The sequence below is a fragment of the Otariodibacter oris genome, from assembly GCF_009684715.1.
GTDB classification, from domain to species: Bacteria; Pseudomonadota; Gammaproteobacteria; order Enterobacterales; family Pasteurellaceae; genus Otariodibacter; species Otariodibacter oris.
In genome coordinates this window covers 17,705-44,436 of the sequence record NZ_CP016604.1, presented here as the reverse complement: position 1 = coordinate 44,436, position 26,732 = coordinate 17,705, and the positions used below count along the sequence as shown (strand labels likewise).

Sequence of the window (26,732 nt, the reverse complement as noted above, 5' to 3'; positions counted from 1 at the left end):
TGGTTTTTGTACAGTGTGGCAATCGTTTACTTTTTGATTCTTTTTGTAAAAATTAGGTGAATATGTCCACTGTTATTAACCAAGCAAAAAATTTCCACAAGAAAGCGTTAGGAATAGAGGTTGTTGTCTTTTTTAGCCTTTTTCTTTTTTCTTTTTTGTGGGTAAGCCTAAGCAGTTCTCTCTCTCTCTTTCTTGGTGGAGTAGCTGGATTGTTACCTCATTTATTGTTTTTTCTTTGGTTTTTTTCAAAAAAAAGTCAGAAAAATAATAATAAAATGGTTGTTCTGTTTTGTGGAGAAGGAATAAAATGGGGGTCTACAATCGTATTGATAGTCCTTTTTTTCAAACTCTTCATTGATATGAATATAGTCGCTTTTTTTGTCGGTTACTTTTTTACTTTATTATTGAATAGCTTGCTACCAATATATTTAAAATTTCGTGCAAAATAACTCTCTTTTAATTTCAAAAGGATGAACTATGTCTGGTCAAACAACAACTGACTATATTAGCCACCATTTAACATTCCTAACATCAGGGGATGGTTTTTGGAGTATTAATATAGATACTTTGTTCTTTTCTATTTTATCCGGTGTTTTATTCTTGTTTTTCTTTTATCGTGTATCGAAAAAAGCGACAACAGAAGTTCCAGGAAAATTTCAATGTTTTGTTGAAATGATTGTCGAGTGGGTTCATGGATTAGTGAAAGATAATTTTCATGGCTCTCGTGATTTTATCGTGCCGCTTGCGTTAACAGTATTTTGTTGGGTATTTGTAATGAATACGATCGACTTAATCCCTGTTGATTTTCTTCCTCAAATAGCTGAAATGTTTGGGGTTGGACACTTAAGAGCTGTTCCTACCGCTGATATGAATGCAACTTTTGGTATGGCAATTTGTGTATTCTTTCTTATTATTTTTTATACCGTTAAGTCAAAAGGCGTAAGTGGTTTAGTGAAGGAATATACGCTTCATCCTTTTAATCATTGGGCATTTATTCCTGTAAACTTCATACTAGAAACGGTAACATTAATTGCAAAACCAATTTCTCTTGCACTGCGTTTATTCGGTAATATGTATGCGGGTGAATTGATTTTTGTCTTGATTGCTGTGATGTATATGTCGAGTTCTTTTGCCGTTCAAGCAATGGGAATTCCTTTACATGTTGCTTGGGCTATATTCCATATTCTCGTTGTTACTCTACAAGCTTTTGTATTTATGATGCTGACAATAGTCTATTTGAGTATTGCTTATAACAAAGCAGAACACTAATTTTTATTTTACTTAAACACGGGTTCATAACCCTTCAACTTCAATTGGAGAAAAAAAACTATGGAAACTGTAATTGGTTCAACAATCATTGCTTCTGCTATTTTAATGGCTTTCGCTGCTTTAGGTACTGCAATTGGCTTCGGTATTTTAGGTGGTCGCTTCTTAGAATCAGCGGCAAGACAACCTGAATTAGCTAACTCATTAATGACTAAAATGTTTATCGTTGCAGGTCTTCTTGATGCTATCGCAATGATCTCTGTTGGTATCGGTTTATATTTCGCATTCGCAAATCCATTCGTTGCATTATTGGGCTAATATAAAAACATTATTTTCCACTATCAACGAAGGAGGATGTTGTGAATTTAAATGCAACATTAATTGGTCAACTTATTGCGTTCGCACTATTTGTGTGGTTCTGTATGAAATATGTTTGGCCACCGCTTATCAGTGCAATTGAAACTCGTCAGGCTAATATTGCTGATGCGTTAGCAAGCGCTGAAAAAGCGAAACAAGAGCAAGCAGATACTAAAGTATTGGTTGAGAAAGAACTTGCTAAAGCGCGTGAAGAGGCTCAACACATTATTGATTTAGCTACTAAGCGTCGTAATGAAATTTTAGAATCTGTTCAGGCTGAAGCTGAAGCTGAAAAAGCAAGAATTATTGAGCAAGGCTATGCTGAAGTTGAAAGTGAGCGTAAGCGTGTTCAAGAAGAGCTTCGTCAAAAAGTGGCTGCGTTGGCTGTTGCTGGTGCAGAAAAAATTGTGGGTCGTTCAGTTGATGCTGCGGCAAACAATGACATTATTGATAAGCTAGTTGCAGAACTATAATTAAGGGGGGCAGATGTCAGAATTAACTACAATAGCTCGCCCCTATGCTAAAGCAGCTTTTGATTTTGCTTTAGAACAGAGTCAGTTGGATAAATGGCAAGAAATGTTGCAATTTTCGGCTTTAGTTGCTGAAAATTCAGAAGTGGTAGAGTTTATTAGTTCTTCACTTTCTCCAAATAAAATTGCAGATATGTTTATTGCAATTTGTGCCGAACAACTTGACCAATATGGGCAAAATTTCATTCGTATTATGGCTGAAAATAAACGCTTAATTGCGTTGCCTTCGGTATTAAACGCATTTCTTGAATTACGTTCAGAACACGATTTAACTAAAGATGTTGAAGTGATTTCTGCAACAAAATTAAGTAAAGCACAAAACACCAAAATCGCCACTGCGATGGAAAAGCGACTTAATTGCAAAGTACGTTTAGTTTCTCATGTCGATAAATCATTATTAGCAGGAGTTATCATTCGTTATGATGATACTGTTATAGATGCAAGTAGTCGTGGGCAGTTAAATCGTTTAGCAACAGAGTTGTGCTTGTAAGAGGAATAAAAAATGCAACTAAATTCTACAGAAATTAGTGAATTGATAAAAAAACGTATTGCCCAGTTCAATGTGGTAAATGATGCACAAAGTACAGGGACAATCGTTTCAGTAAGTGATGGAATTATTCGAATCCATGGCTTGTCTGATGTAATGCAAGGTGAAATGATTGCATTACCCGATAATAGATATGCGATTGCATTAAACTTAGAAAGAGATTCTGTTGGTGCGGTAGTAATGGGTCCTTATGCTGATTTAGCAGAAGGAATAGAAGTTAAATGTACAGGTCGTATTTTAGAAGTACCAGTAGGTAGAGGATTACTCGGTCGTGTGGTAAATACTCTAGGTCAGCCTATTGATGGAAAAGGTGAGGTTGATAACGATGGTTTCTCTCCGATCGAAGTTATTGCACCAGGCGTTATTGAACGTCAATCAGTAGATCAACCAGTTCAAACTGGATATAAAGCCGTTGACTCAATGGTTCCAATTGGGCGTGGTCAGCGTGAGTTAATCATCGGTGACCGTCAAACTGGTAAAACAGCACTTGCGATCGATGCAATTATTAATCAACGTGATTCAGGTATTAAATGTATCTACGTTGCAATTGGTCAAAAAGCGTCAACTATTTCAAATGTAGTACGTAAACTAGAAGAACACGGTGCACTACAAAATACTATCGTTGTAGTGGCATCAGCGTCAGAATCTGCGGCATTACAATATTTAGCACCTTATGCTGGTTGTGCAATGGGTGAATATTTCCGTGATCGTGGTGAAGATGCATTGATTGTTTATGATGATTTATCTAAACAAGCGGTTGCTTACCGTCAAATTTCTCTACTTTTACGTCGTCCACCAGGTCGTGAAGCTTTCCCTGGGGATGTTTTCTATCTTCACTCTCGTTTACTCGAGCGTGCATCACGTGTAAATGCTGAATATGTAGAGCGTTTCACTAAAGGTGAAGTAAAAGGTAAAACAGGTTCATTGACAGCGTTACCTATCATTGAAACACAAGCTGGTGACGTATCTGCATTCGTTCCAACTAACGTTATTTCGATTACAGATGGACAAATTTTCTTAGAGTCTAATTTATTTAACTCAGGTATTCGTCCAGCGGTTAACCCAGGTATTTCAGTTTCTCGTGTTGGTGGTTCTGCACAAACTAAGTTAATTAAGAAATTAGCAGGTGGTATTCGTACCGCACTTGCTCAATATCGTGAATTAGCTGCGTTTGCTCAATTTGCATCGGATCTTGATGAAGCAACAAGAAAACAACTTTCTCATGGTCAAAAGGTAACAGAGTTACTTAAACAGAAACAATATTCTCCTATGACTGTTGCTGAATTAGCATTATCACTAGCAGCTGCAGAATATGGTTTCTTAGATGATATTGAAGTTGAACGTGTAGGTTCATTTGAATCATCTCTTTTAGAGTATGCAAATGCTCACCATGCAGACTTTATGAAAGAGCTTACTCAATCAGGCGATTATAATGATTCTATTAAAGAAAAATTGACTGAAGTATTAAGTGATTTCAAAAAGAACAGTTCATGGTAATTCCACTTTAGCGGAGAAATAATATGGCAGGTGCTAAAGAGATAAGAACCAAAATTGCAAGTGTTCGTAATACGCAAAAGATTACCAAAGCGATGGAAATGGTTGCGGCATCTAAGATGAGAAAGACGCAAGATCGTATGACAGCGTCTCGCCCTTATGCAGCAACTATCCGTAAGGTAATTAGCCATATTGCAAAAGGAAATATTGGTTATAAACACCCGTTTCTTACTCCTAGAGAAGTTAAGAGAGTTGGGTATTTAGTTGTATCAACAGATCGTGGTTTGTGTGGTGGATTGAATGTTAATTTATTCAAATCAGTATTGAATGAGTTAAAATCACACAAAGCAAATGATGTGACTGTTCGATTAGGATTGGTTGGTAATAAAGCTATTTCATTTTTCAATCATATGGGAATTGAAATTAAATCTCAGATAACAGGGCTAGGCGATACTCCAGCAATGGAAGATTTACTGGGTACAGTTAATGGGATGGTTAATGCTTATCGTGAAGGCGAAATTGATGAACTTTATATTGTATATAATCGTTTCGTTAATACGATGTCACAGGTACCAACAGTCCAACAATTATTACCATTACCAACAATGGAAGATGATGCTTTAGAAAGTAAAGGTACTTGGGATTATCTTTATGAACCTAATCCAGAGTCATTACTTGATAGTCTATTAGTTCGCTATTTAGAATCTCAAGTATATCAATCTATTGTTGATAATCTTGCATCAGAACAAGCTGCTAGAATGGTTGCAATGAAAGCGGCTACTGATAATGCGGGTAATTTAATCAATGAATTGCAGTTGGTGTATAACAAAGCTCGTCAAGCGAGCATTACGAATGAATTAAATGAAATTGTTGCGGGCGCCGCTGCAATTTAACGAAAATATATAGAGGAACGGTAATGGCAACTGGAAAAATTGTACAAATCATCGGTGCAGTCATCGACGTTGAATTTCCGCAAGATGCAGTACCAAAAGTTTACGATGCATTAAAGGTTGAATCAGGTTTAACACTTGAAGTTCAACAACAATTAGGTGGAGGCGTAGTGCGTTGTATCGCATTAGGTACTTCAGATGGTTTAAAACGTGGTTTAAAAGTTGAAAATACAGCCAAAGCAATTCAAGTACCAGTGGGTACTAAAACGTTAGGCCGTATTATGAATGTATTGGGTGAGCCAATTGATGAGCAAGGCCCTATTGGTGAAGAAGAGCGTTGGTCTATCCACCGTGCTGCACCAAGCTATGAAGAGCAAGCAAATAGCACAGAACTTTTAGAAACAGGTATCAAAGTAATCGACTTAATTTGCCCATTTGCAAAAGGGGGTAAAGTTGGTCTATTCGGTGGTGCGGGTGTAGGTAAAACCGTAAATATGATGGAGTTAATCCGTAATATTGCAATTGAGCACTCAGGTTACTCTGTATTTGCTGGTGTAGGTGAGCGTACTCGTGAGGGTAATGACTTCTACCACGAAATGAAAGATTCAAACGTACTTGATAAAGTATCGCTTGTTTATGGACAAATGAATGAGCCACCAGGTAACCGTTTACGTGTTGCATTAACAGGTTTAACAATGGCTGAAAAATTCCGTGATGAAGGTCGTGATGTATTATTCTTCGTTGATAATATTTATCGTTATACTTTGGCGGGAACAGAAGTATCAGCATTGTTAGGTCGTATGCCATCAGCGGTAGGTTATCAGCCAACATTAGCGGAAGAAATGGGTGTTCTACAAGAACGTATTACTTCAACTAAGAAAGGTTCTATTACGTCTGTTCAAGCAGTATATGTTCCTGCGGATGACTTAACTGACCCATCTCCAGCAACAACCTTTGCTCACTTAGACTCAACAGTCGTATTAAGCCGTCAGATTGCTTCTTTAGGTATTTACCCAGCGGTTGACCCATTAGATTCAACTTCAAGACAGTTAGACCCATTAGTTGTTGGCGAAGAACATTATAATGTGGCTCGTGGCGTTCAAGGTATTTTACAACGTTATAAAGAGTTAAAAGATATCATCGCTATTTTAGGTATGGATGAATTATCTGAAGACGATAAACTTGTTGTTGCTCGTGCACGTAAGATCGAACGTTATTTATCTCAACCATTCTTCGTTGCTGAAGTATTTAACGGTACACCAGGTAAATATGTTCCATTAAAAGAAACTATTCGTGGCTTTAAAGGCATTTTAGATGGTGAGTATGATCACATTCCAGAACAAGCATTCTATATGGCTGGTTCGATCGATGAAGTGATTGAAAGAGCAAATAAGATGTAATTGTTCTTTGAACAAAGGAGAACAGAATGGCATCTCAATTTGAATTAACCGTAGTTTCTGCAGAAAATGAAATTTTTTCTGGACAGGTAACAAGTGTTCGAGTATCTGGGATTGATGGGGAATTAGGTGTCTATGCAGGACATACTCCATTACTTACTGCAATAAAACCAGGAATGGTTAAATATAATCTTGCAGATGGTAAAGAAGAGTTTATCTATGTATCAGGTGGTTTCCTAGAAGTTCAACCAACAGTTGTTACAGTATTAGCTGACACGGCTATTCGAGGTGAAGAACTTGATGAACAGCGTATCTTAGCTGCGAAACGTAAAGCTGAAGATACACTTGGAAAAACAAGTAACGCAGAGTTGACTGCTAAATTAGCTAGAGAAATTGCGAAATTACGAGTTTATGAACTAACTAAAACACAATTATCTAATAGAAGATAATTGTTGTAATCTCATAAAACGCTTTAATCGAAAGGTTAAGGCGTTTTTTTTACCTATTTTTAAAGGACAAATAATTATGACGACAATGAAAGATATTGCACGCATTGTGGGCGTATCCCTTTCAAAAGTCTCCCACGTTGTAAACCAATAAAAAGAAGGTTCAACTCAAGGCAAAATTATTACTGGTTTCTGTGTTAATGCTGTGGGCGATACCTTTAATGGCGGAGTAGTTACTGGATTGCTTGAAGGTAAAACTCTTGATGAATCTATCCGCTTTGCTCATGCAGCCGCAGCCCTTTCTGTTACTAGAATGGGCGCAGAAACTGCAATTCCAACTCGCCAAGAAACTGATCAGTTTTTGTTAGAGCATAATTAGTTTTCTTGCACCGAACTGTACTTTTTAGATCTCTTGTTAAAGTATAGAAAAAGTACAATTTTTGTTGTTTATTTGGAATAAAATCCCTTTCTTATAATTATTTCAATATTATAATTATCTCAATTTCTATCTGCTTTTTATTGTCCATAATTAATCGGTTAAATAAGGAGGTATGTATGTTTAAACAACTGCAACAAGTCGGTAAAGCATTTATGTTACCTATTGCAATTCTGCCAGCAGCAGGTTTGTTACTAGGTATTGGCGGTGCATTATCAAATACAGCAACAGTACAAGCTTATCCTGTATTGGATAATCCAACCTTACAAGGCATTTTCCAAATAATGTCTGCGGCGGGTAGTGTCGTTTTTGCAAATTTAGCCTTGTTGCTTTGTGTCGGTTTAGGTATAGGTCTTGCAAAAAGAGATAAAGGCGTAGCTGCATTGGCTGCGGTAGTGGGATATTTGATTATGACTGGCACTATTGCGGCATTGATTCCATTATTTTCCCCTGAAACACAAAGTATTGATACTGGTGTAATTGGTGCATTAGTAATGGGGTTGATTACTGTCAAATTACATAACAAATACCATAATATTCAATTACCTCAAATTTTAGGGTTCTTTGGCGGTTCTCGCTTTGTGCCTATTGTTACTGCATTCTCTGCTATTTTCGTTGGAGCGGTATTCTTCCTTATTTGGCCAACATTCCAACAATGGTTAGTTTCGGCAGGTAAAGGGATAGCTTCAATGGGCGAAGTGGGTACATTCTTCTATGGTTTCCTAATGAGATTAAGTGGTGCGGTTGGCTTGCACCATATGATTTACCCATTATTCTGGTTTACTGAATTGGGAGGAACAGAAGTTGTTAATGGTGAAACCATCATTGGCGCACAAAAAATATTTTTTGCTCAGTTAGCAGATCCAAATCATCAAGGCTTATTCACTGAAGGAACGCGTTTTTTTGCAGGTCGTTTTGACACTATGATGTTTGGTTTACCAGCGGCTTGTTTAGCGATGTATCATACTGTGCCTAAAAAACGTCGTAAACAGATTGGTGGATTATTCCTTGGTGCTGCATTAACTTCTTTTATTACTGGAATTACAGAACCTATCGAGTTTATGTTTTTATTTGTGGCTCCGTGGTTATATGTTTTCCACGCATTCTTAGATGGGGTTTCTTTCTATATTGCAGATTTCCTCAATATTTCTATCGGTAACACTTTCTCTGGTGGTTTTATTGATTTCTTACTATTTGGTATTTTACAAGGTAATGCGAATACAAACTGGATTGAGGTTGTCTTTGTTGGGATCCCTTGGGCAGCTCTCTATTATTTCTCATTCTTATTCTTGATTCGTAAGTTTAATGTAATGACTCCAGGTCGAGCTGAAGAGCAAGAAGAAGTGGTAGAACAACAATCTACGTCATTAACTGAAAATGCACATACAATTATCCAAGCATTAGGAACAGAAAGTAATATTGAACATGTGGATGCATGTATAACTCGTTTACGTGTTTCAGTAAAAGATGTTAAATCAGTTGATAAACCTAAATTGAAATCAGTGGGTGCTATTGAAGTATTAGAAGTAGGTGGCGGTGTTCAAGCTGTTTTTGGTGCCAAAGCAGTCTTATATAAGAGTGAAATAAATCAAATATTAGGAAAAGATGACTAAGAGAGCCATATAAGCGGTTAGATAATTGCAAACTTTTACGAAAATCTGACCGCTTGGCGCAATGAAAATCGTCAAAGCGAATTAAATTTCATCATACGGCATAAAAATGAAATTTTTTTACAAAAAGGGCTTGTAAGAGTTTTATTTTACTCTATAATACGCCCCACACAACGACGCGCTGTTGTGAAAGATTTAATGCAGTGCGTCGTTATTTTTTGCTCTTTAACAACATATCAGACAATCTGTGTGGGCACTTGTTGATGATTGATTTTAAAATAAATTTAATTTTGAAGTCTTAATAAGTGTCTATAACTTGAAAATTCATAAAGAATAATAAAGCTAGAAAACAGTTATTGAGCGATTGAACTTTTAATTGAAGAGTTTGATCATGGCTCAGATTGAACGCTGGCGGCAGGCTTAACACATGCAAGTCGAACGGTAACAGGGAAAAGCTTGCTTTTCTGCTGACGAGTGGCGGACGGGTGAGTAATGCTTGGGAATCTGGCTTATGGAGGGGGATAACTACGGGAAACTGTAGCTAATACCGCGTAATATCTACGGATTAAAGTGTGGGACCGCAAGGCCACATGCCATAAGATGAGCCCAAGTGGGATTAGGTAGTTGGTGGGGTAAAGGCCTACCAAGCCGACGATCTCTAGCTGGTCTGAGAGGATGACCAGCCACACTGGAACTGAGACACGGTCCAGACTCCTACGGGAGGCAGCAGTGGGGAATATTGCACAATGGGGGGAACCCTGATGCAGCCATGCCGCGTGAATGAAGAAGGCCTTCGGGTTGTAAAGTTCTTTCGGTGATGAGGAAGGCTATTGTTTTAATAGAACAGTAGATTGACGTTAGTCACAGAAGAAGCACCGGCTAACTCCGTGCCAGCAGCCGCGGTAATACGGAGGGTGCGAGCGTTAATCGGAATGACTGGGCGTAAAGGGTACGCAGGCGGTGACTTAAGTGAGGTGTGAAATCCCTGGGCTCAACCTAGGAATTGCACTTCATACTGGGTCGCTAGAGTATTTTAGGGAGGGGTAGAATTCCACGTGTAGCGGTGAAATGCGTAGAGATGTGGAGGAATACCGAAGGCGAAGGCAGCCCCTTGGGAATATACTGACGCTCAAGTACGAAAGCGTGGGGAGCAAACAGGATTAGATACCCTGGTAGTCCACGCCGTAAACGATGTCGATTTGGGGATTGGGCTATAAGCTTGGTGCCCGTAGCTAACGTGATGAATCGACCGCCTGGGGAGTACGGCCGCAAGGTTAAAACTCAAATGAATTGACGGGGGCCCGCACAAGCGGTGGAGCATGTGGTTTAATTCGATGCAACGCGAAGAACCTTACCTACTCTTGACATCCATAGAAGAACGCAGAGATGTGTTTGTGCCTTCGGGAACTATGAGACAGGTGCTGCATGGCTGTCGTCAGCTCGTGTTGTGAAATGTTGGGTTAAGTCCCGCAACGAGCGCAACCCTTATCCTTTGTTGCTAGCAGGTAATGCTGAGAACTCAAAGGAGACTGCCAGTGATAAACTGGAGGAAGGTGGGGATGACGTCAAGTCATCATGGCCCTTACGAGTAGGGCTACACACGTGCTACAATGGCGTATACAGAGGGAAGCGATATAGCGATATGGAGCGAATCTCAGAAAGTACGTCTAAGTCCGGATTGGAGTCTGCAACTCGACTCCATGAAGTCGGAATCGCTAGTAATCGCGAATCAGAATGTCGCGGTGAATACGTTCCCGGGCCTTGTACACACCGCCCGTCACACCATGGGAGTGGGTTGTACCAGAAGTAGATAGCTTAACCTTCGGGGGGGCGTTTACCACGGTATGATTCATGACTGGGGTGAAGTCGTAACAAGGTAACCGTAGGGGAACCTGCGGTTGGATCACCTCCTTACCAAAGAAATCGACATAGCGAGTGTTCACACAGATTGTTTGATGTAAAGAAGCAACGAAGAAGCGATTCATCCTGTGGGTCTGTAGCTCAGGTGGTTAGAGCGCACCCCTGATAAGGGTGAGGTCGGTGGTTCAAGTCCACTCAGACCCACCACTCAAGAGCGAGTGAGTAGGAGAATTGAAGAATATTGGGGATATAGCTCAGCTGGGAGAGCGCCTGCCTTGCACGCAGGAGGTCAGCGGTTCGATCCCGCTTATCTCCACCAAGATATTCTGCTTGTCGTTAAAGTTAAGTGTAATGGTTGATTAATTATTATTAAGTTAATGATTTTGGATTAATTATATTTACCTATAGCGATAAACGTCGTTATTTCTGTTCTTTAAAAATTGAGAAACAAGCTGAAAAACTGAAGAGACTTTCAAGTCCGAGAGGATAAGAAGAAGTCTGAGTAAGAATAAAATCTTGTCTGAACAAAAGCAGGCAAGTATTAGTAGACTTGCATAAGCTTTGAGTTTTTTATTGTTATTTAATTATTATTTAATATTAATGATTAAATTGATTTAAAAATACTTGAGGTTGTATGGTTAAGTGACTAAGCGTACACGGTGGATGCCTAGGCAATCAGAGGCGAAGAAGGACGTGCTAATCTGCGAAAAGCTTGGATGAGTCGATAAGAGGCGTTTAATCCAAGATATCCGAATGGGGAAACCCAATAGGTGAAGAACCTATTATTACTGAGTGAATACATAGCTCAGTAAGGCAAACCGGGAGAACTGAAACATCTAAGTACCCCGAGGAAAAGAAATCAACCGAGATTCTGTGAGTAGCGGCGAGCGAAAGCGGAGAAGCCAGTTAGTGATAGTGGCAGAGTTAGGAGAATGAGTTGGGAAGCTCAGCGACACAGGGTGATAGCCCCGTATCCGAAGACCAGGCCATGGTACTAAGCTAACGAAAAGTAGGGCGGGACACGAGAAATCCTGTTTGAAGATGGGGGGACCATCCTCCAAGGCTAAATACTCCTGATTGACCGATAGTGAACCAGTACTGTGAAGGAAAGGCGAAAAGAACCCCAGTGAGGGGAGTGAAATAGAACCTGAAACCGTGTACGTACAAGCAGTGGGAGCAAGTTTATCTTGTGACTGCGTACCTTTTGTATAATGGGTCAGCGACTTATATTTTGTAGCAAGGTTAACTGAATAAGGGAGCCGTAGGGAAACCGAGTCTTAACTGGGCGAGTAGTTGCAAGGTATAGACCCGAAACCCGGTGATCTAGCCATGGGCAGGTTGAAGGTTGGGTAACACTAACTGGAGGACCGAACCGACTAATGTTGAAAAATTAGCGGATGACCTGTGGCTGGGGGTGAAAGGCCAATCAAACCGGGAGATAGCTGGTTCTCCCCGAAATCTATTTAGGTAGAGCCTTGAGCGGACACCTTCGGGGGTAGAGCACTGTTTCGACTAGGGGGCCATCCCGGCTTACCAACTCGATGCAAACTGCGAATACCGAAGAGTGATACTCAGGAGACACACGGTGGGTGCTAACGTTCATCGTGAAGAGGGAAACAACCCAGACCGCCAGCTAAGGTCCCAAAATCTATATTAAGTGGGAAACGAAGTGGGAAGGCTTAGACAGCTAGGATGTTGGCTTAGAAGCAGCCATCATTTAAAGAAAGCGTAATAGCTCACTAGTCGAGTCGGCCTGCGCGGAAGATGTAACGGGGCTAAAATATAGTACCGAAGCTGCGGCATCAGAATTTATTCTGTTGGGTAGGGGAGCGTCGTGTAAGCGGATGAAGGTGAATCGAGAGGTTTGCTGGACGTATCACGAGTGCGAATGCTGACATAAGTAACGATAAAACGAGTGAAAAACTCGTTCGCCGGAAGACCAAGGGTTCCTGTCCAACGTTAATCGGGGCAGGGTGAGTCGGCCCCTAAGGTGAGGCTGAAAAGCGTAATCGATGGGAAACGGGTTAATATTCCCGTACTTGTTATAAGTGCGATGTGGGGACGGAGAAGGTTAGGTTATCAGGGTGTTGGATATCCCTGTTTAAGCCGTTAGGTGGAGAGACTAGGCAAATCCGGTCTCTTATTAAACACCGAGAAGTGATGACGAGACTCTACGGAGTCGAAGTAACTGATACCACGCTTCCAGGAAAAGCCACTAAGCTCTAGCTTATAATAAACCGTACTGAAAACCGACACAGGTGGTCAGGTAGAGAATACTCAGGCGCTTGAGAGAACTCGGGTGAAGGAACTAGGCAAAATAGCACCGTAACTTCGGGAGAAGGTGCGCCGGCGTAGATTGTAAGGGCTTGCCCCTGAAGGTTGAACCGGTCGAAGATACCAGCTGGCTGCAACTGTTTATTAAAAACACAGCACTCTGCAAACACGAAAGTGGACGTATAGGGTGTGATGCCTGCCCGGTGCTGGAAGGTTAATTGATGGTGTTATCGAAAGAGAAGCTCCTGATCGAAGCCCCAGTAAACGGCGGCCGTAACTATAACGGTCCTAAGGTAGCGAAATTCCTTGTCGGGTAAGTTCCGACCTGCACGAATGGCATAATGATGGCCAGGCTGTCTCCACCCGAGACTCAGTGAAATTGAAATCGCCGTGAAGATGCGGTGTACCCGCGGCTAGACGGAAAGACCCCGTGAACCTTTACTATAGCTTGACACTGAACATTGAATTTTGATGTGTAGGATAGGTGGGAGCCTATGAAGTAGGAACGCTAGTTTCTATGGAGGCGTCCTTGAAATACCACCCTTTAACGTTTGATGTTCTAACGAAGACTGCGGAACGTGGTCTCGGACAGTGTCTGGTGGGTAGTTTGACTGGGGCGGTCTCCTCCCAAAGAGTAACGGAGGAGCACGAAGGTTTGCTAATCACGGTCGGACATCGTGAGGTTAGTGCAATGGTATAAGCAAGCTTAACTGCGAGACAGACAAGTCGAGCAGGTGCGAAAGCAGGTCATAGTGATCCGGTGGTTCTGAATGGAAGGGCCATCGCTCAACGGATAAAAGGTACTCCGGGGATAACAGGCTGATACCGCCCAAGAGTTCATATCGACGGCGGTGTTTGGCACCTCGATGTCGGCTCATCACATCCTGGGGCTGAAGTAGGTCCCAAGGGTATGGCTGTTCGCCATTTAAAGTGGTACGCGAGCTGGGTTTAGAACGTCGTGAGACAGTTCGGTCCCTATCTGCCGTGGGCGTTGGAGAATTGATTGGGGCTGCTCCTAGTACGAGAGGACCGGAGTGGACACATCACTGGTGTTCCAGTTGTCTCGCCAGAGGCACTGCTGGGTAGCTACATGTGGAAGAGATAAGTGCTGAAAGCATCTAAGCACGAAACTTGCCAAGAGATGAGTTCTCCCTGACTATAAGTCAGTAAGGGTTGTTGGAGACTACGACGTAGATAGGTGTGGTGTGTAAGCGTTGTGAGACGTTGAGCTAACACATACTAATTGCCCGAGAGGCTTAACCATACAACCTCAAGTGTTTTTTCGAAAAAAACTATGGAGAAAACATAAGAGCGTGTAGAAGTTTACTAAGAAAAGATACACAGACTGAAAGAAGTAGAAGGAAGTCAAACAGAAAGACAGCTTGTTTTAAGATTTTAAGACTAGGAAGAGTAAAGAAAACCTAGAAAAGAATAGAAAGAAAAAGACAGACAGAATAAGACGGAAGTCGTCAACAGGATTATCCTGATGGTCATAGTGCAGTGGAACTACCTGAACCCATCCCGAACTCAGAAGTAAAATGCTGTCACGCCGATGGTAGTGTGGTGATTCGCCATGTGAGAGTAGGTCGTCATCAGGGCTTTATTAGGAAGAACCGTAGGTTAGCGATAACTTACGGTTTTTTGCTTTTTAGCTTTTATAAAAAGTGTTTGGGAAGATCTGATAAATTACAAAAGATTATAGGCAACTAACCGCTTCAGGTTCGGTGTAAATGGATAAATAAATTAGAAAGCTATTTGTGGATAATAATGTTCAGTAAGTCTAACAAATTCTTTCAGAGATATGAGGGGTATCTCTGGAGATATAGTTGTTAATCCCCTTGCAGTAATGTCATTTTCAAGTAGGAAAATATTATCAATAGATCTAAACACTTCCGTGTGTTTTATGGCAAGTAATACACCATCTTGCCATAAAACAACTGCGTCTTTTTCTGTGAGGAGATCGAGAGTTTGTTGTAATTCTTCTAAATCATAATATGCTTTGGAAAATGTATAGAGCATTGATGTGTACCTCTAGAAAGTAAGAATTTTGTCTGATTTCTTGAGAATCTCAAAGATAGTTGATTTTGTAACAAAATTAAGATTGGATAAAATCCATTCTGCTTCAACTAGACCTCGTTTTTCTATATCTGATTCACATATAAAGCATTCGTTTAAATCATATAATTCAAGTAGCTTAAATGTTGATATGTGATCTTTTTGAAGTATAGCTTTTGGATCTTGGTTTGCGATTAGATTAAAAATCCCATCCTGTAAAAAACAGATAGCAATTTCATCTTCTTCACAATAAGCACTTGCAGCGAGAATAGCATCTAATCCTTCTCTACTTACAGCACTTCCAAAAGGTGGTTGAGTAAATAGTACAGCAATTTTATAGTGATCTTTCATATTATTAGAATGTAAGTAATCTATCTGCTTGTAGCACAGCTTGGCTAAATTCACCTAATCCTGCTAATGTAAAGTGATTTGCAGTGTTGGTTTCTACAATACCTCTACGCTGAGCTGCTGATATGCAGAGGTTAAGTGATAAGCGGTGAGTTTCTGCTAAATTTTTCCAATTTTCAACTAAATTAACTTCATCATTGGCTGGATAAACGAGTCTATTTGCGTTGCTAACACCATCTTGAAAAAAGAAAATTTGGGTAATTGTATGTCCTTCAACAAGCAATTCTTCGGCAATTTGATATGCTAGATAAGCACCTTGATTGCCATAAACACTATGTTTTATTGCTATAACATATTTCATCATTCAATATCCTGTTTTATTTGGCGGATATAGAGATAAACAGTATGTCGAGAGATATTTAGGCGTTCAGCAACTTGATTAATAGAGTCTTTGATATCAAAAATTCCTTTTTCAAATAGATTTATCACAATTTGCCTATTTTTATTATTATTCGCCACGTGTTTATCATTTTGGATTTCTTCAATCGTATTTTCTATTGTTTGCATAACTAAGTCTTCAACAGAGCTTGCAAAGTTAACTTGATCGTCTGATTCTTGTGGGGCAATAAATGTTGATAAAAATTGTGATACAGGAACGTCTAAATTAATATTGATACAAATGAGTCCTATCACGTGTTGTTTTCCATTGCGAATTGCTATGGTGATGGATTTCATTAAAACGCCACCTTTTGAACGAGTAAAGTATGGTTTCGATACACTATCCGTCCGCATATGGTGAAGCGACCACAACGCTCTATCTGTGATGGGAGAGCCTATTTTTCTATCCGTATTATGTCCATTAACGATATAAATTGCAGAATGTTCAAGAAATTCTAATGAATGTAAGACAATCTCACAATATTCACCAATAAGTGCGGCAATGCCATCTACGACAGGAAAATAAGAGGCAAGTATTGCATGATCTTCATCAGAGAAAGGAGTAAAACTAGATGCCATTATTCTATCCAAAATAGAAACGGAAAATAGTTTGCAAGCGGTTGGATAACTCCATTATTTTGCAATACTATTTTCCGTTTAAATAATATTATTTATCAGTTGGTTTAAAATCTAATAATTCAATTTCAAATTTAAGGGTTGAATTCGCTGGAATTTGTCCCGCTTCACGATCGCCATAACCTAATTCTGGTGGAACAACAATTTCCATTTTCCCACCTTTTTTCAACATTGGAATGGCTTCAATCCAAGCTGGAATAAGTTGATTTAGTTGGAATTCGATTGGCTCACCGCGATCATATGAACTATCAAATACAGTACCATCAGTTAATGTACCTTTATAATGAACTTTAACTGTATCTTCAGCTTTTGGAGAATCTCCTTCACCTGCTTTTTCTATTTTATAAAGTAGTCCAGATGTTGTTTTCTTCACACCATCTTGCTTTTCATAGTCAGCTCTAAATTTATTGCCTTCTTCTATAGTTACTTTATCTTTCTCAGCTTTGATTGTAGCTTCTTTTTCTTGTAGATAATTATCAAGTGCTTGAAGTTGTTTTTGCAGATCCTCATCTGTTAATTTACCTGTTTTTTTAATGGTATCTTGTACTCCAGCTAAAATTTGATCTTGATCGTAAGAAAAAATATCTTTTTGTGATTCGATGACACCTTCAATATTTTTCCCCATCAGAACACCAACAGCATATGATGATTCATCGATAAATTTTGTATCAGCATCTTCGGCAAGAGTAATTTGTGAAAGAAACATTGAGCTTGTTGCAAAAGCAAGTATAGATAGTTTAGTTTTTAACATAAGATTTCCTTTAAAATAGTGTTAAAACAAAGGCAGATAGGGTAAAGTGTATTCCTTCTTTTCACAACCTTTTTATTTATAATATGCAACCAAATCTTGATAATATTTTAGCTTATATAACTGAATTGGAAACAAAAATAGCATTCCAAGATCAAACAATTGAAGATCTTAATCAAGCTTTGATTGATCAGCAATTTACTTTGGATAAGTTACAAAATCAATTTCGACATTTGGCTGAGAAATTGAAAAGTATGCAACCGAGCAATATTGCAAGTCAAGCAGAAGAAACTCTACCGCCACATTATTAGGCAAAATAACTTATCATTTGTTCAATGAGGTTCGATTTTAATTATGAAAAAATATGTTTATATTCTTACAGTACTTGGGATTTTGATTGGGGTACCAAATAGTAATGCAGTAGAAAAAGAAAATAATGCAGATATATTAATTAATACTCCAACTTTTAAAGATGGACAAGGGTATTATTCTTATAATGAACCTTTAGATCTTATGTTACCAAAGGATGGGAGAGTATTAATACAGTATTTTTATCAATATGGATGTGAGTTGTGTCTAAATGCAGATGATTACTTAAAGGCATATGTTGGTAGAAATTCAGATAAAGTAATATTAAAACGTTCTCCATCTTTCCTAGGTGGTTCAGAGTTTACTGCTAAAATGGATGCAACTTTTTCTGCTTATGGTCATAAAGAACTTAGTGACAAATATTTATTTGATAGTGCAGATAAAAAAATGAGAGAAAATTTAATTGAAGATAATGAGGCAATAAAAAACTGGTTGATTAAAAATAATGTTGATATTCCTAAATTTTATGATTTATTTTCTTCATCATTAATAGCGCAAGATGTGTCCAAAGCTAAAGCACTTTATCAAAGCTATTATTCTCCTCCGAGATTACCAATGGCTATTCTTAATGGGAAATATATTTTAATGAGTAATACATTATATAATGATGATTATACATATGCAGTGTTAGATTTTTTGGTCGATAAATTACAAGAAGAAAAGGAAAAATAAATCATGAAGATAGGTATTATTGGTGCTATGGAACAAGAAGTAACAATTTTAAAAAGTTATATTTTAGAGCCAAAAGAAATAGAGATAGCAGGTTGTAAAATTTATGAGGGGAAAATAAATAATATAGATGTTGCATTGTTACAGTCGGGAATTGGTAAAACTTCATCAGCTTTGGGTACAACTTTATTATTAACATTAACTAAACCAGATATGGTTATTAATACGGGATCTGCTGGTGGATTGTCAGCTTCATTGAATGTAGGTGATATCGTTATTTCTAGTGATGTTCGCCATCATGATGTTGATGTCACGGCTTTTGGGTATGAAAAAGGTCAATTACCGAGTAATCCCGCTGGCTTCTTACCTGATGCTCAATTGGTTGATATTGCCATTAAAGAAAGTGAAAAGTTTGGGTTAAATGCTGTTAATGGATTAATTTGTAGCGGTGATCAATTTATTAATGGGGCTGATGCTATTCATAAAATCAGAGCAGATTTCCCCGATGTTGTTGCAGTAGAAATGGAAGCTGCATCAATTGCACAAGTATGCCATGCTTTTCATGTTCCTTTTGTGGTTGTAAGAGCAATTTCTGATGTAGCAGATAAAACATCACATTTATCTTTTGATGAGTTTCTCCCTTTAGCAGCTGAAAAATCATCAAATGTTGTACTAGCTATGCTGAATTGTTTAGACTAAATTCCTTTTTAAGAGGTTGATATATACTTAAACTTTGCAAATTTTTACGTATATATCAACCTCTTGTTGTCGCTTTATTGTCACAAATTTTGTACAATTACCCCTTTTAATCTATGATTTTATAGATTTATTTTTGATTATTTATTGAGATTTTTTATGGAGTTAACACCAAATATTGGTTTTATTAGTTTAGGTTGTCCAAAAAATTTGGTTGATTCTGAACGAATATTGACTGAACTTCGCACTGAAGGATATAACATTATTCCTAGTTATGAAGGTGCCGATCTAGTTATTGTCAATACTTGTGGGTTTATTGATAGTGCAGTTCAAGAATCATTAGAGTCTATTGGTGAGGCCTTAGAAGCTAATGGAAAAGTGATTGTTACAGGATGTCTTGGTGCGAAAGAAAACCAAATTCGTGAAGTGCATCCTAAGGTTTTAGAAATTACAGGTCCACATAGTTATGAAGCTGTGATGAGCCATGTACATAAATATGCACCTAAACCAGAATATAATCCTTATGTGAGTTTAGTGCCTAAGCAAGGCGTTAAATTAACACCAAAACATTATGCTTATTTAAAAATATCAGAAGGTTGTGATCATCGTTGTACATTTTGTATTATTCCATCAATGCGAGGTGATCTAGATAGTCGTTCTATTGTTCAAGTTTTAGATGAAGCTAAACGTCTCGTTGACGCTGGTGTTAAAGAAATTTTAGTTGTATCGCAAGATACCTCAGCTTATGGTTTAGATAAAAAGAAAGAAAATAAAACGAAGACTGTTTTTTGGAATGGAATGCCGATAAAAAATGATTTGTTTACTTTGTGTGAGAAATTAGGATCATTAGGCGTTTGGGTTCGTTTACATTATGTTTATCCATATCCCCATGTGGATAATTTGATTCCATTGATGGCAGAAGGAAAAATTTTACCTTACTTGGATATTCCATTACAGCACGCAAGCCCTAAGATTCTTAAAGCCATGAAACGCCCAGGTTCTATTGAAAGAACTTTAGAAAGAATTAAAAAATGGCGTGAAATTTGTCCTGATCTTACTCTTCGGTCTACTTTTATTGTTGGTTTTCCTGGAGAAACAGAGGAAGATTTCCAATTATTATTAGATTTTTTAAAGGAAGCTCAGTTAGATAGAGTAGGATGTTTTAAATTTAGTCCCGTTGATGGTGCGGTTGCAACAGATATGGAAGATCAGGTTTCTGAAGAAGTTAAAGAGGAGCGTTATCATCGATTTATGCAACTTCAGCAAGAAATTTCAGCAGCTCGTTTACAACAAAAAGTAGGTAAACAACTTGATGTGATTGTAGATGAAATTACGGAAGAAGGTATTATAGGGCGCTCTATCGCTGATGCGCCAGAAATAGATGGATTAGTTTACATTGATAATGTTTCAAATAGCTTAATTTCTGTGGGACAGATAATTAATGTAAATATTATTCACGCAGATGATTATGATCTGTGGGGAACGTGTTAACTTAATTAAAGGAAATGATTATGTCAGAAAGTAAGCAACCAAGTGTTATTCGTTTTGAGCAGGCAGTAAAGTCAAGAGATCATGAGAGAGCTTGTTCAGAGTTATTACATATTTTAAGTCAGTTAGATACTAATTTTGGTAGCATTCAAAATATTGAAATAGATTTTCCTGATCAGTTAGAAGGATTGGATCAAGATAAAGTTGTACATTTATGTACCCGTATGGCTGTTGCAATGACCTCATTATTTACCGATCCTGAACTATTTATCTCTGATGTAGGAACTAGACGATTTTTGATCTTACAACGTTGGATTGCTTTATTATTTGCAAGTTCTCCTTATATTAATGCAGATCATATTCTTCAGACATATAATAGAAATCAAACGAGAGATAATCCTAAAGAGATATTTCTGGAAAACACAAAAGTAGCTTTAAATAAGTTTTGTATTTTGTATTTGCCTGAGTCATCAGTATCTTTAAATTTAGATGCAATGTGGGAATTAGACTCCACGTTATGTGCATCTTTATGTTTTGCTCTTCAATCACCTCGCTTTATTGGAACTCCTAATGCATTCTCAAAAAGAGCTGCTATTTTACAGTGGTTCCCTGAAAAATTACTGGAAATTCAGAATTTGAGTCATTTGCCGAGTAATATTTCTCATGATGTGTATATGCATTGTAGTTATGACATAGCACCAAATAAGCACCTTATCAAAAAATCACTTAATCAAGTTATTCGTGGCCATATTACTGAATTGGGATGGAGTGATCGAGACGTTTCACATATAGGATATAAAAATGGTAAGCCAGTAATGGTTGTTTTATTGGAGCATTTCCATTCAGCACATTCTATTTACCGTACCCACTCAACCTCTATGATTGCAGCAAAACAACATTTCTATCTTATTGGTGTAGGTAATGAAGCTGTAGATCAGGCTGGAAGAGATGTATTTGATGAGTTCAATCTTATTTCTGGCGATTATATTCTAGATAAATTGAATTATGTTAAAGAAATTTGTGAAAAGTTTGGTGCGGCAATTTTATATATGCCAAGTATTGGCATGGATTTAACATCTATTTTCATTAGTAATACAAGATTAGCTCCTATTCAAGCTATTGCATTGGGACATCCCGCTACAACTTATTCTAATTTTATTGAGTATGTTATTGTCGAAGATGATTATGTGGGTTCAGAAGATTGCTTTAGTGAGAAATTACTTCGTTTACCTAAAGATGCCTTACCTTATGTACCATCAGCATTAGCACCTAATTCTGTAGAATATAAATTACGTGAAAATCCAGAAGTAGTAAATATTGGTATTGCTTCAACGACGATGAAATTAAATCCATATTTCTTAGCTGCATTGAAAGCTATTCGTGATAGAGCCAAGGTTAAAGTTCACTTCCATTTTGCTTTAGGTCAATCATTTGGCATTACTCATCCTTATGTTGAGCGTTTTATTAAGAGCTATTTAGGTGATTCAGCAACAGCACACTCACATTCTCCATACGATCAATATTTAAGAATATTATATCAATGCGATATGATGCTTAATCCATTCCCATTTGGAAATACTAACGGTATTATCGATATGGTTACTCTTGGATTAGTTGGTGTTTGTAAAACAGGTCCTGAAGTGCATGAACATATTGATGAAGGATTATTTAAACGTTTAGGTTTACCTGAATGGCTTGTTGCAACTACAGTAGATGAGTATGTTGAACGTGCTATTCGATTGGCGGAAAATCATCAAGAGCGCTTATCAATTCGTCGTCACATTATAGAAAATAATGGATTAAAAACATTATTCACTGGTGATCCTAGCCCAATGGGAAATGTATTCCTTGAAAAATTAAAAGAGTGGGCAAATGCTAATAATGTCACTCTTGATATATTACCTTCTGCTGACAACAAAAAAGCTAAGCCGACTAAATCAAAGGTAACAAGAAAGCGTGTTAAAAAAGAGGATTCACAGTCAGTAGATAAGAAAAAAGGCAAGGAATCGATCAAAAAAGATAGTGAGAAAGTTTCCAAAACTGCTGATAAAAAGACTGTTCGAAGAAAAAGCTCACCACTTAAGGATGCAGTAAAAAAGCTAAAGAAAGATAAATAGTTATTTATTTATCATAAATTAAACCCCATAAGCTAAGATAGTTTATGGGGTTGTTTTTATTTAGATTTTATATATAGGATTATTTTATTTCCAGCATATTTCCACAAAACAATAAATGTGATTGTTATGCCTATTAGGATTGGTGCTAATGTCACTCCCTTAACTGATAAGTAGTAATGAATACCAGCAACAATAATTGCCACATAGGCTAATTGATGTACTTTGAACCAATATTGACCCAATGATTTTTTAATATAGGGTAAAGACGTCACTGACATGATTAATAGGATAATAAATGCTATTGCACCTAAAATGAGATACGGACGGGTGGTTATCTCACTAAAAAAGAGTGATAGATCTAATCCCAGTTCCAAAAATAAATAACTCGCAACATGTAACACAGCCCAAGCAAAAGCCCACAGACCTAAAGGGCGTCGCAAAATTTGATATTGATTCTTTTGGATAATTTGTAACACGATACCCAGTAGGAACATGATACAAAAAATAATAATGGCAGTATATCCTAAGAAATGTTCTATTTCTTTTATTGGATCCGCACCAAAAGTGGTTTCATCACCAATCCATAATACGCTAGCAAGCCATATTAATGGCAATAAACAACCTAAATGGATAAGTATTCTTAGTTTCGTCAGCATTAATAATTTACCTTCAAATCTAAATCTTTATAGAGATGAGCGACCTCTTGCTCATAACCATTAAACATTAACGTAGGCTGACGTTTTACACTCAGTAATCCGCCTGAACCAATAACTCGTTCAGATGCTTGTGACCAACGAGGGTGATCGACATTAGGATTTACATTGGCATAAAAACCGTATTCTTGAGGAGCAAGTTTTTCCCATGTTGTACGAGGTCGAGTTTCTGATAAAGTGATTTTGACAATGGATTTAATACTTTTAAATCCATATTTCCACGGTACGACAAGTCGAATTGGCGCACCATTTTGTGGCGGTAATGTTTTGCCATAAAGCCCAACAGACATCAGTGTAAGTGGATTCATGGCTTCTGCAATAGTAAGTCCTTCAACGTAAGGGTATTCAATCCCACCGCCAAAGAAATGATTTTTTTGTCCAGGCATTTGTTCTGGATCGTGTAAGGTATGAAATACCACATATTTTGCACGACTTGTTGGTTTTGCTTTAGCAAGCAATTTATTGAGTTCAAACCCAATCCACGGAATAACCATAGCCCAAGCCTCAACACATCGGAAACGATATATTCTTTCTTCAAGGGCAAATTGAGTAAAGAGTTGGTCATAATCTAGTGTAAATGGATTTTCAACTTCGCCACCAATTTCTAATTTCCAAGGGTCGACTTTAAAGTCTTTTGCATATTGTGCAGGCGATCCTTTTTCAACGCCAAATTCATAGAAATTATTATAGCCCGTTACTTTATTTTCTGGTGTGAGTACAAGATCACTTGGTTTGTCTGCTTTGAAATCAAGTGTTGATAAGTTTTCTTGCTCTGTTGCAAAGCTCATTTTAGGTAAAGCGAGGGAGGCTGCGCCTAATCCTAATGCGGTAATAATTTTACGTCTTTGGTAAAAAATATCTTCTGGCGTTATATCATTTTCTGTTAATTTTCTCATCGCTTTTCTCCTTTTGTTCAGAGTATAATCATTATATTAGACGAGATAAGATAGAAAATCTTACAGATTTTTTTAAAAAAAAGAAAAGTAATATGCAAACAGAAAACATAGATGGTTTGAGGAATATTTCTCCCGAACAATTAGAAAATATCCGTACGCAAATGATTAAATTTGCTGTGCTACAGCTTAAAGATGTTGATTTAGCTGAAGATGTTGTACAAGAGGCTTTTTTGAGTGCTTACAAAAACATAGACAGTTTTAAAGGAAGTGCTGCACTAAAAACATGGATATTTGCTATTTTAAAAAATAAAATTATTGATTTAATTCGTTATAAAAGTCGTACGGTTACGGCTTCAGATATAGATGATGACGATGACACAAATGCTTTTTTTGATGAAAAAGATCATTGGAATTTAAGTTATCATGAACCGAATGAATGGAAAAATATTCAAAGTAGTGTGCATAAAAAACAATTTTGGGTTATTTTTGAAACTTGTTTAACGGTATTACCCGCTCATCAAGGACGAATTTTTATGATGAGAGAATATTTGGAGATGGATAGTCACGAAATCTGTCAGGAATGTGAGATTTCTACGTCTAATCTACATGTCATTCTTTATCGTGCGAGATTACAACTACAGTCTTGTTTATCAAAAAATTGGTTTGAGGAAAAATCATGAAAAACTGCAAGGAAATTACCCAATTGGTTTCACTAAGTAATGAACAAAAACTGGCTTTGGGGCAACGATGTGAAATCAGTATTCATACTTTATTTTGCCCTTATTGCCGAGCATTTAAAAAAAACAATGCTCAGATTCGACAATTAATGCAACAATTTAAACAAAAAGAAGAGGAATAAAAAATTCCTATCTTCGCTTCTTTTGGTATATTACTTTTCTTTTGCTCGTGATAATCTTCTTCTGTACAATCAATAAAAAAGTGAACAGGAGATATAGATGAAAAAGTTTTTCTTTATGGCAGTATTAGCTAGTTTTATGTTAACTGCTTGTGGTGTAAAAGGACCACTTTATTTCCCAGAACAACCATCAGAAACTCAAACTGAATCGTAATAAGCGGTTAGATTTCTTTAATCTTTTACATTTTCTCTCGGATAAATTATGGATTATTTTAACTATACAAATCAGCAATTATTAGTCGAGGGTGTGCCTGTAGAGGATATTGTATCTGAATTTGGAACCCCTGCTTATATCTATTCCAAAGCAACCTTGGAACGTCATTGGCACGCTTTTGATAAGGCTTTTGGCGATCATCCTCATTTAATTTGTTTTGCTGTGAAGTCAAATTCGAATATCGCCATTTTAAATTTAATGGCTAAGTTAGGTTCAGGTTTTGATATTGTTTCACAAGGCGAGTTGGAGCGAGTACTAGCAGCAGGTGGTGATCCGAAAAAAATCGTATTTTCAGGCGTTGCAAAATCTTATGCAGAAATTGAGCGAGCTTTAGAAGTTGGGATTCGTTGCTTTAATGTAGAGTCAATTCCTGAATTAGAACGGATTAATCAAGTTGCCGAAAAGCTTGGTAAGATTGCACCAATTTCATTACGAGTGAATCCCGACGTGGATGCGAAAACGCACCCTTATATTTCAACAGGGCTAAAAGAAAATAAATTTGGTGTGAGTGTAAATCAAGCAAGGGAAGTTTATCAACTTGCGAAACAGTTACCGCATATTCAAATTGTTGGAATGGATTGTCATATCGGTTCTCAGCTAACAGAATTACAACCATTTTTAGATGCAACAGATCGTTTATTAGTTTTAATGGAACAGTTGCAAGAAGATGGTATTACTTTGCATCATTTAGACTTAGGTGGCGGATTGGGCGTACCTTATCATACCGAACAACCCCCTCATCCGAGCGAGTATGTTTCAGCGTTATTGGATAAATTTAAAGATTATCCACAACTGGAAATTATTTTAGAACCGGGTCGAGCGATTACCGCCAATGCGGGCATTTTAGTAACCAAAGTGGAATACTTAAAACAAAGTGAAGATCGTAATTTTGCCATTGTTGATACAGGTATGAACGATATGATCCGTCCTGCTTTGTACGATGCTTATATGCAAATTATCGAGGTAAACCGATCGCTTGTAAGGGAAGAAAATACCTATGACGTGGTGGGCCCTATTTGTGAAACCTCCGATTTTTTAGGTAAACAACGCCAATTAGCCATTGCACAAGGCGATTTAATTGCGGTACGGTCTGCGGGCGCTTATGGTTCAACCATGTCTTCAACTTATAACTCTCGTCCACAAGCAATGGAAATATTGGTGGATGGAAACCAAATACATTTAATCAAAGCACGTGCTGAATTTTCTGATTTATGGCGTTTAGAGCGACTGTTGCCCGAATCATAATACCCATTATATTTATATCGTAAGCGGTAGGTTTATCCCGATTTTTTGCAAAAAAAGAGACTAATCATACCGCTTGT

General features: G+C 37.7%; 26 protein-coding genes, 2 tRNA genes, 3 rRNA genes and 1 pseudogene. 25 read left to right on the top strand and 7 right to left on the bottom strand.

Going from position 1 to position 26,732, the window contains the following annotated elements:
- Nucleotides 1-62: 62 nt before the first annotated feature.
- The 16 genes and pseudogenes from A6A10_RS00215 to rrf all read left to right on the top strand — a co-directional run bounded on the left by A6A10_RS00215 (nucleotide 63) and on the right by rrf (nucleotide 14,705).
- A complete protein-coding gene (locus A6A10_RS00215) occupies nucleotides 63-449 on the top strand; it encodes an ATP synthase subunit I (protein ID WP_121122860.1) in 387 nt (128 codons plus the stop codon).
- Nucleotides 450-477: 28 nt separating this feature from the next.
- A complete protein-coding gene (gene atpB, locus A6A10_RS00210) occupies nucleotides 478-1,269 on the top strand; it encodes a F0F1 ATP synthase subunit A (RefSeq protein WP_121122857.1) in 792 nt (263 codons plus the stop codon).
- A 60-nt stretch (nucleotides 1,270-1,329) separates the two neighbouring features.
- Nucleotides 1,330-1,584, top strand: a complete 255-nt coding sequence (atpE, locus tag A6A10_RS00205) for a F0F1 ATP synthase subunit C (protein WP_121122855.1) — start codon at nucleotides 1,330-1,332, stop codon at nucleotides 1,582-1,584.
- A gap of 41 nt (nucleotides 1,585-1,625) precedes the next feature.
- Complete coding sequence (atpF, locus tag A6A10_RS00200; RefSeq protein ID WP_121122853.1) at nucleotides 1,626-2,096, top strand: F0F1 ATP synthase subunit B; 471 nt, start codon at nucleotides 1,626-1,628, stop codon at nucleotides 2,094-2,096.
- Nucleotides 2,097-2,109: 13 nt separating this feature from the next.
- Nucleotides 2,110-2,643, top strand: a complete 534-nt coding sequence (gene atpH, locus A6A10_RS00195) for a F0F1 ATP synthase subunit delta (protein WP_121122851.1) — start codon at nucleotides 2,110-2,112, stop codon at nucleotides 2,641-2,643.
- A gap of 12 nt (nucleotides 2,644-2,655) precedes the next feature.
- Nucleotides 2,656-4,197 (top strand): F0F1 ATP synthase subunit alpha, encoded by a 1,542-nt coding sequence (gene atpA / locus A6A10_RS00190; protein WP_121122849.1) that lies wholly within the window; start codon nucleotides 2,656-2,658, stop codon nucleotides 4,195-4,197.
- 23 nt (nucleotides 4,198-4,220) lie between these two features.
- Nucleotides 4,221-5,087, top strand: coding sequence for a F0F1 ATP synthase subunit gamma (atpG, locus tag A6A10_RS00185; RefSeq protein ID WP_121122847.1), 867 nt, complete (start codon nucleotides 4,221-4,223; stop codon nucleotides 5,085-5,087).
- 23 nt (nucleotides 5,088-5,110) lie between these two features.
- Nucleotides 5,111-6,484 carry a F0F1 ATP synthase subunit beta gene (atpD, locus tag A6A10_RS00180; protein WP_121122845.1) on the top strand — a complete coding sequence of 458 codons (1,374 nt, stop codon included), beginning with the start codon at nucleotides 5,111-5,113 and terminating at the stop codon, nucleotides 6,482-6,484.
- 26 nt (nucleotides 6,485-6,510) lie between these two features.
- The gene (locus A6A10_RS00175; protein WP_121122843.1) at nucleotides 6,511-6,930 is read left to right on the top strand and encodes a F0F1 ATP synthase subunit epsilon; all 420 of its coding nucleotides are present in this window, start codon (nucleotides 6,511-6,513) and stop codon (nucleotides 6,928-6,930) included.
- Nucleotides 6,931-7,096: 166 nt separating this feature from the next.
- Nucleotides 7,097-7,306, top strand: a pseudogene (locus tag A6A10_RS00165) (PfkB family carbohydrate kinase); the annotation flags it as partial.
- 176 nt (nucleotides 7,307-7,482) lie between these two features.
- On the top strand, nucleotides 7,483-8,976 hold the full coding sequence (locus tag A6A10_RS00160; RefSeq protein ID WP_121122839.1) for a PTS transporter subunit EIIC: 1,494 nt from the start codon (nucleotides 7,483-7,485) through the stop codon (nucleotides 8,974-8,976).
- A gap of 370 nt (nucleotides 8,977-9,346) precedes the next feature.
- Nucleotides 9,347-10,887, top strand: a 16S ribosomal RNA gene (locus A6A10_RS00155).
- A gap of 76 nt (nucleotides 10,888-10,963) precedes the next feature.
- A tRNA-Ile gene (locus A6A10_RS00150) sits at nucleotides 10,964-11,040 on the top strand.
- Between the two features lie 36 nt (nucleotides 11,041-11,076).
- Nucleotides 11,077-11,152, top strand: a tRNA-Ala gene (locus A6A10_RS00145).
- A 317-nt stretch (nucleotides 11,153-11,469) separates the two neighbouring features.
- Nucleotides 11,470-14,371, top strand: a 23S ribosomal RNA gene (locus tag A6A10_RS00140).
- A gap of 218 nt (nucleotides 14,372-14,589) precedes the next feature.
- A 5S ribosomal RNA gene (gene rrf, locus A6A10_RS00135) occupies nucleotides 14,590-14,705 on the top strand.
- The 16S, 23S and 5S rRNA genes sit together here with 2 tRNA genes alongside, the layout of an rRNA operon.
- A 145-nt stretch (nucleotides 14,706-14,850) precedes the next feature.
- Here rrf and tusB read toward each other — a convergent pair.
- From tusB to fkpA, 5 genes are all read right to left on the bottom strand, one after another.
- Nucleotides 14,851-15,126 carry a sulfurtransferase complex subunit TusB gene (gene tusB / locus A6A10_RS00130; RefSeq protein WP_121123818.1) on the bottom strand — a complete coding sequence of 92 codons (276 nt, stop codon included), beginning with the start codon at nucleotides 15,124-15,126 and terminating at the stop codon, nucleotides 14,851-14,853.
- 12 nt (nucleotides 15,127-15,138) lie between these two features.
- Nucleotides 15,139-15,513, bottom strand: coding sequence for a sulfurtransferase complex subunit TusC (tusC, locus tag A6A10_RS00125; protein WP_121123816.1), 375 nt, complete (start codon nucleotides 15,511-15,513; stop codon nucleotides 15,139-15,141).
- Nucleotides 15,514-15,517: 4 nt separating this feature from the next.
- Nucleotides 15,518-15,871 carry a sulfurtransferase complex subunit TusD gene (gene tusD / locus A6A10_RS00120; RefSeq protein WP_121123824.1) on the bottom strand — a complete coding sequence of 118 codons (354 nt, stop codon included), beginning with the start codon at nucleotides 15,869-15,871 and terminating at the stop codon, nucleotides 15,518-15,520.
- Entirely contained in the window at nucleotides 15,871-16,527 is a 657-nt protein-coding gene (locus A6A10_RS00115) for a helix-turn-helix transcriptional regulator (RefSeq protein ID WP_121123814.1), read from the bottom strand. The genes tusD and A6A10_RS00115 overlap by 1 nt, the downstream gene beginning before the upstream one ends.
- Nucleotides 16,528-16,615: 88 nt before the next feature.
- Complete coding sequence (fkpA, locus tag A6A10_RS00110; RefSeq protein WP_121123812.1) at nucleotides 16,616-17,335, bottom strand: FKBP-type peptidyl-prolyl cis-trans isomerase; 720 nt, start codon at nucleotides 17,333-17,335, stop codon at nucleotides 16,616-16,618.
- An 83-nt stretch (nucleotides 17,336-17,418) separates the two neighbouring features.
- On the opposite strand from fkpA, the gene A6A10_RS00105 reads away from it, so the two are divergent.
- From A6A10_RS00105 to A6A10_RS00085, 5 genes are all read left to right on the top strand, one after another.
- Entirely contained in the window at nucleotides 17,419-17,643 is a 225-nt protein-coding gene (locus tag A6A10_RS00105; RefSeq protein WP_121123810.1) for a SlyX family protein, read from the top strand.
- Nucleotides 17,644-17,686: 43 nt separating this feature from the next.
- Nucleotides 17,687-18,373 carry a thioredoxin domain-containing protein gene (locus tag A6A10_RS00100; protein ID WP_121123808.1) on the top strand — a complete coding sequence of 229 codons (687 nt, stop codon included), beginning with the start codon at nucleotides 17,687-17,689 and terminating at the stop codon, nucleotides 18,371-18,373.
- Between the two features lie 3 nt (nucleotides 18,374-18,376).
- A complete protein-coding gene (gene mtnN / locus A6A10_RS00095) occupies nucleotides 18,377-19,069 on the top strand; it encodes a 5'-methylthioadenosine/S-adenosylhomocysteine nucleosidase (protein ID WP_121123806.1) in 693 nt (230 codons plus the stop codon).
- A 156-nt stretch (nucleotides 19,070-19,225) separates the two neighbouring features.
- Nucleotides 19,226-20,557 (top strand): 30S ribosomal protein S12 methylthiotransferase RimO, encoded by a 1,332-nt coding sequence (rimO, locus tag A6A10_RS00090; protein WP_121123804.1) that lies wholly within the window; start codon nucleotides 19,226-19,228, stop codon nucleotides 20,555-20,557.
- A gap of 20 nt (nucleotides 20,558-20,577) precedes the next feature.
- On the top strand, nucleotides 20,578-22,671 hold the full coding sequence (locus tag A6A10_RS00085; protein ID WP_121123802.1) for a UDP-glucose:protein N-beta-glucosyltransferase: 2,094 nt from the start codon (nucleotides 20,578-20,580) through the stop codon (nucleotides 22,669-22,671).
- Nucleotides 22,672-22,727: 56 nt separating this feature from the next.
- On the opposite strand, the gene A6A10_RS00080 is transcribed toward A6A10_RS00085, so the two are convergent.
- Both A6A10_RS00080 and msrP read right to left on the bottom strand, forming a co-directional pair.
- Complete coding sequence (locus A6A10_RS00080) at nucleotides 22,728-23,327, bottom strand: protein-methionine-sulfoxide reductase heme-binding subunit MsrQ (RefSeq protein WP_121123801.1); 600 nt, start codon at nucleotides 23,325-23,327, stop codon at nucleotides 22,728-22,730.
- Nucleotides 23,327-24,280, bottom strand: coding sequence for a protein-methionine-sulfoxide reductase catalytic subunit MsrP (msrP, locus tag A6A10_RS00075; protein ID WP_121123799.1), 954 nt, complete (start codon nucleotides 24,278-24,280; stop codon nucleotides 23,327-23,329). The genes A6A10_RS00080 and msrP overlap by 1 nt, the downstream gene beginning before the upstream one ends.
- 92 nt (nucleotides 24,281-24,372) lie before the next feature.
- Here msrP and A6A10_RS00070 point away from each other — a divergent pair, with 92 nt between their 5' ends.
- From A6A10_RS00070 to lysA, 4 genes are all read left to right on the top strand, one after another.
- Nucleotides 24,373-24,960, top strand: a complete 588-nt coding sequence (locus A6A10_RS00070) for a sigma-70 family RNA polymerase sigma factor (protein ID WP_121123797.1) — start codon at nucleotides 24,373-24,375, stop codon at nucleotides 24,958-24,960.
- On the top strand, nucleotides 24,957-25,139 hold the full coding sequence (locus A6A10_RS00065) for an anti-sigma factor family protein (RefSeq protein ID WP_121123795.1): 183 nt from the start codon (nucleotides 24,957-24,959) through the stop codon (nucleotides 25,137-25,139). Before A6A10_RS00070 ends, A6A10_RS00065 begins: the two co-directional genes overlap by 4 nt.
- A gap of 97 nt (nucleotides 25,140-25,236) precedes the next feature.
- The gene (gene lptM / locus A6A10_RS00060) at nucleotides 25,237-25,350 is read left to right on the top strand and encodes an LPS translocon maturation chaperone LptM (protein WP_121123793.1); all 114 of its coding nucleotides are present in this window, start codon (nucleotides 25,237-25,239) and stop codon (nucleotides 25,348-25,350) included.
- Nucleotides 25,351-25,398: 48 nt separating this feature from the next.
- Nucleotides 25,399-26,655, top strand: a complete 1,257-nt coding sequence (gene lysA / locus A6A10_RS00055; RefSeq protein ID WP_121123791.1) for a diaminopimelate decarboxylase — start codon at nucleotides 25,399-25,401, stop codon at nucleotides 26,653-26,655.
- Nucleotides 26,656-26,732: the final 77 nt, after the last annotated feature.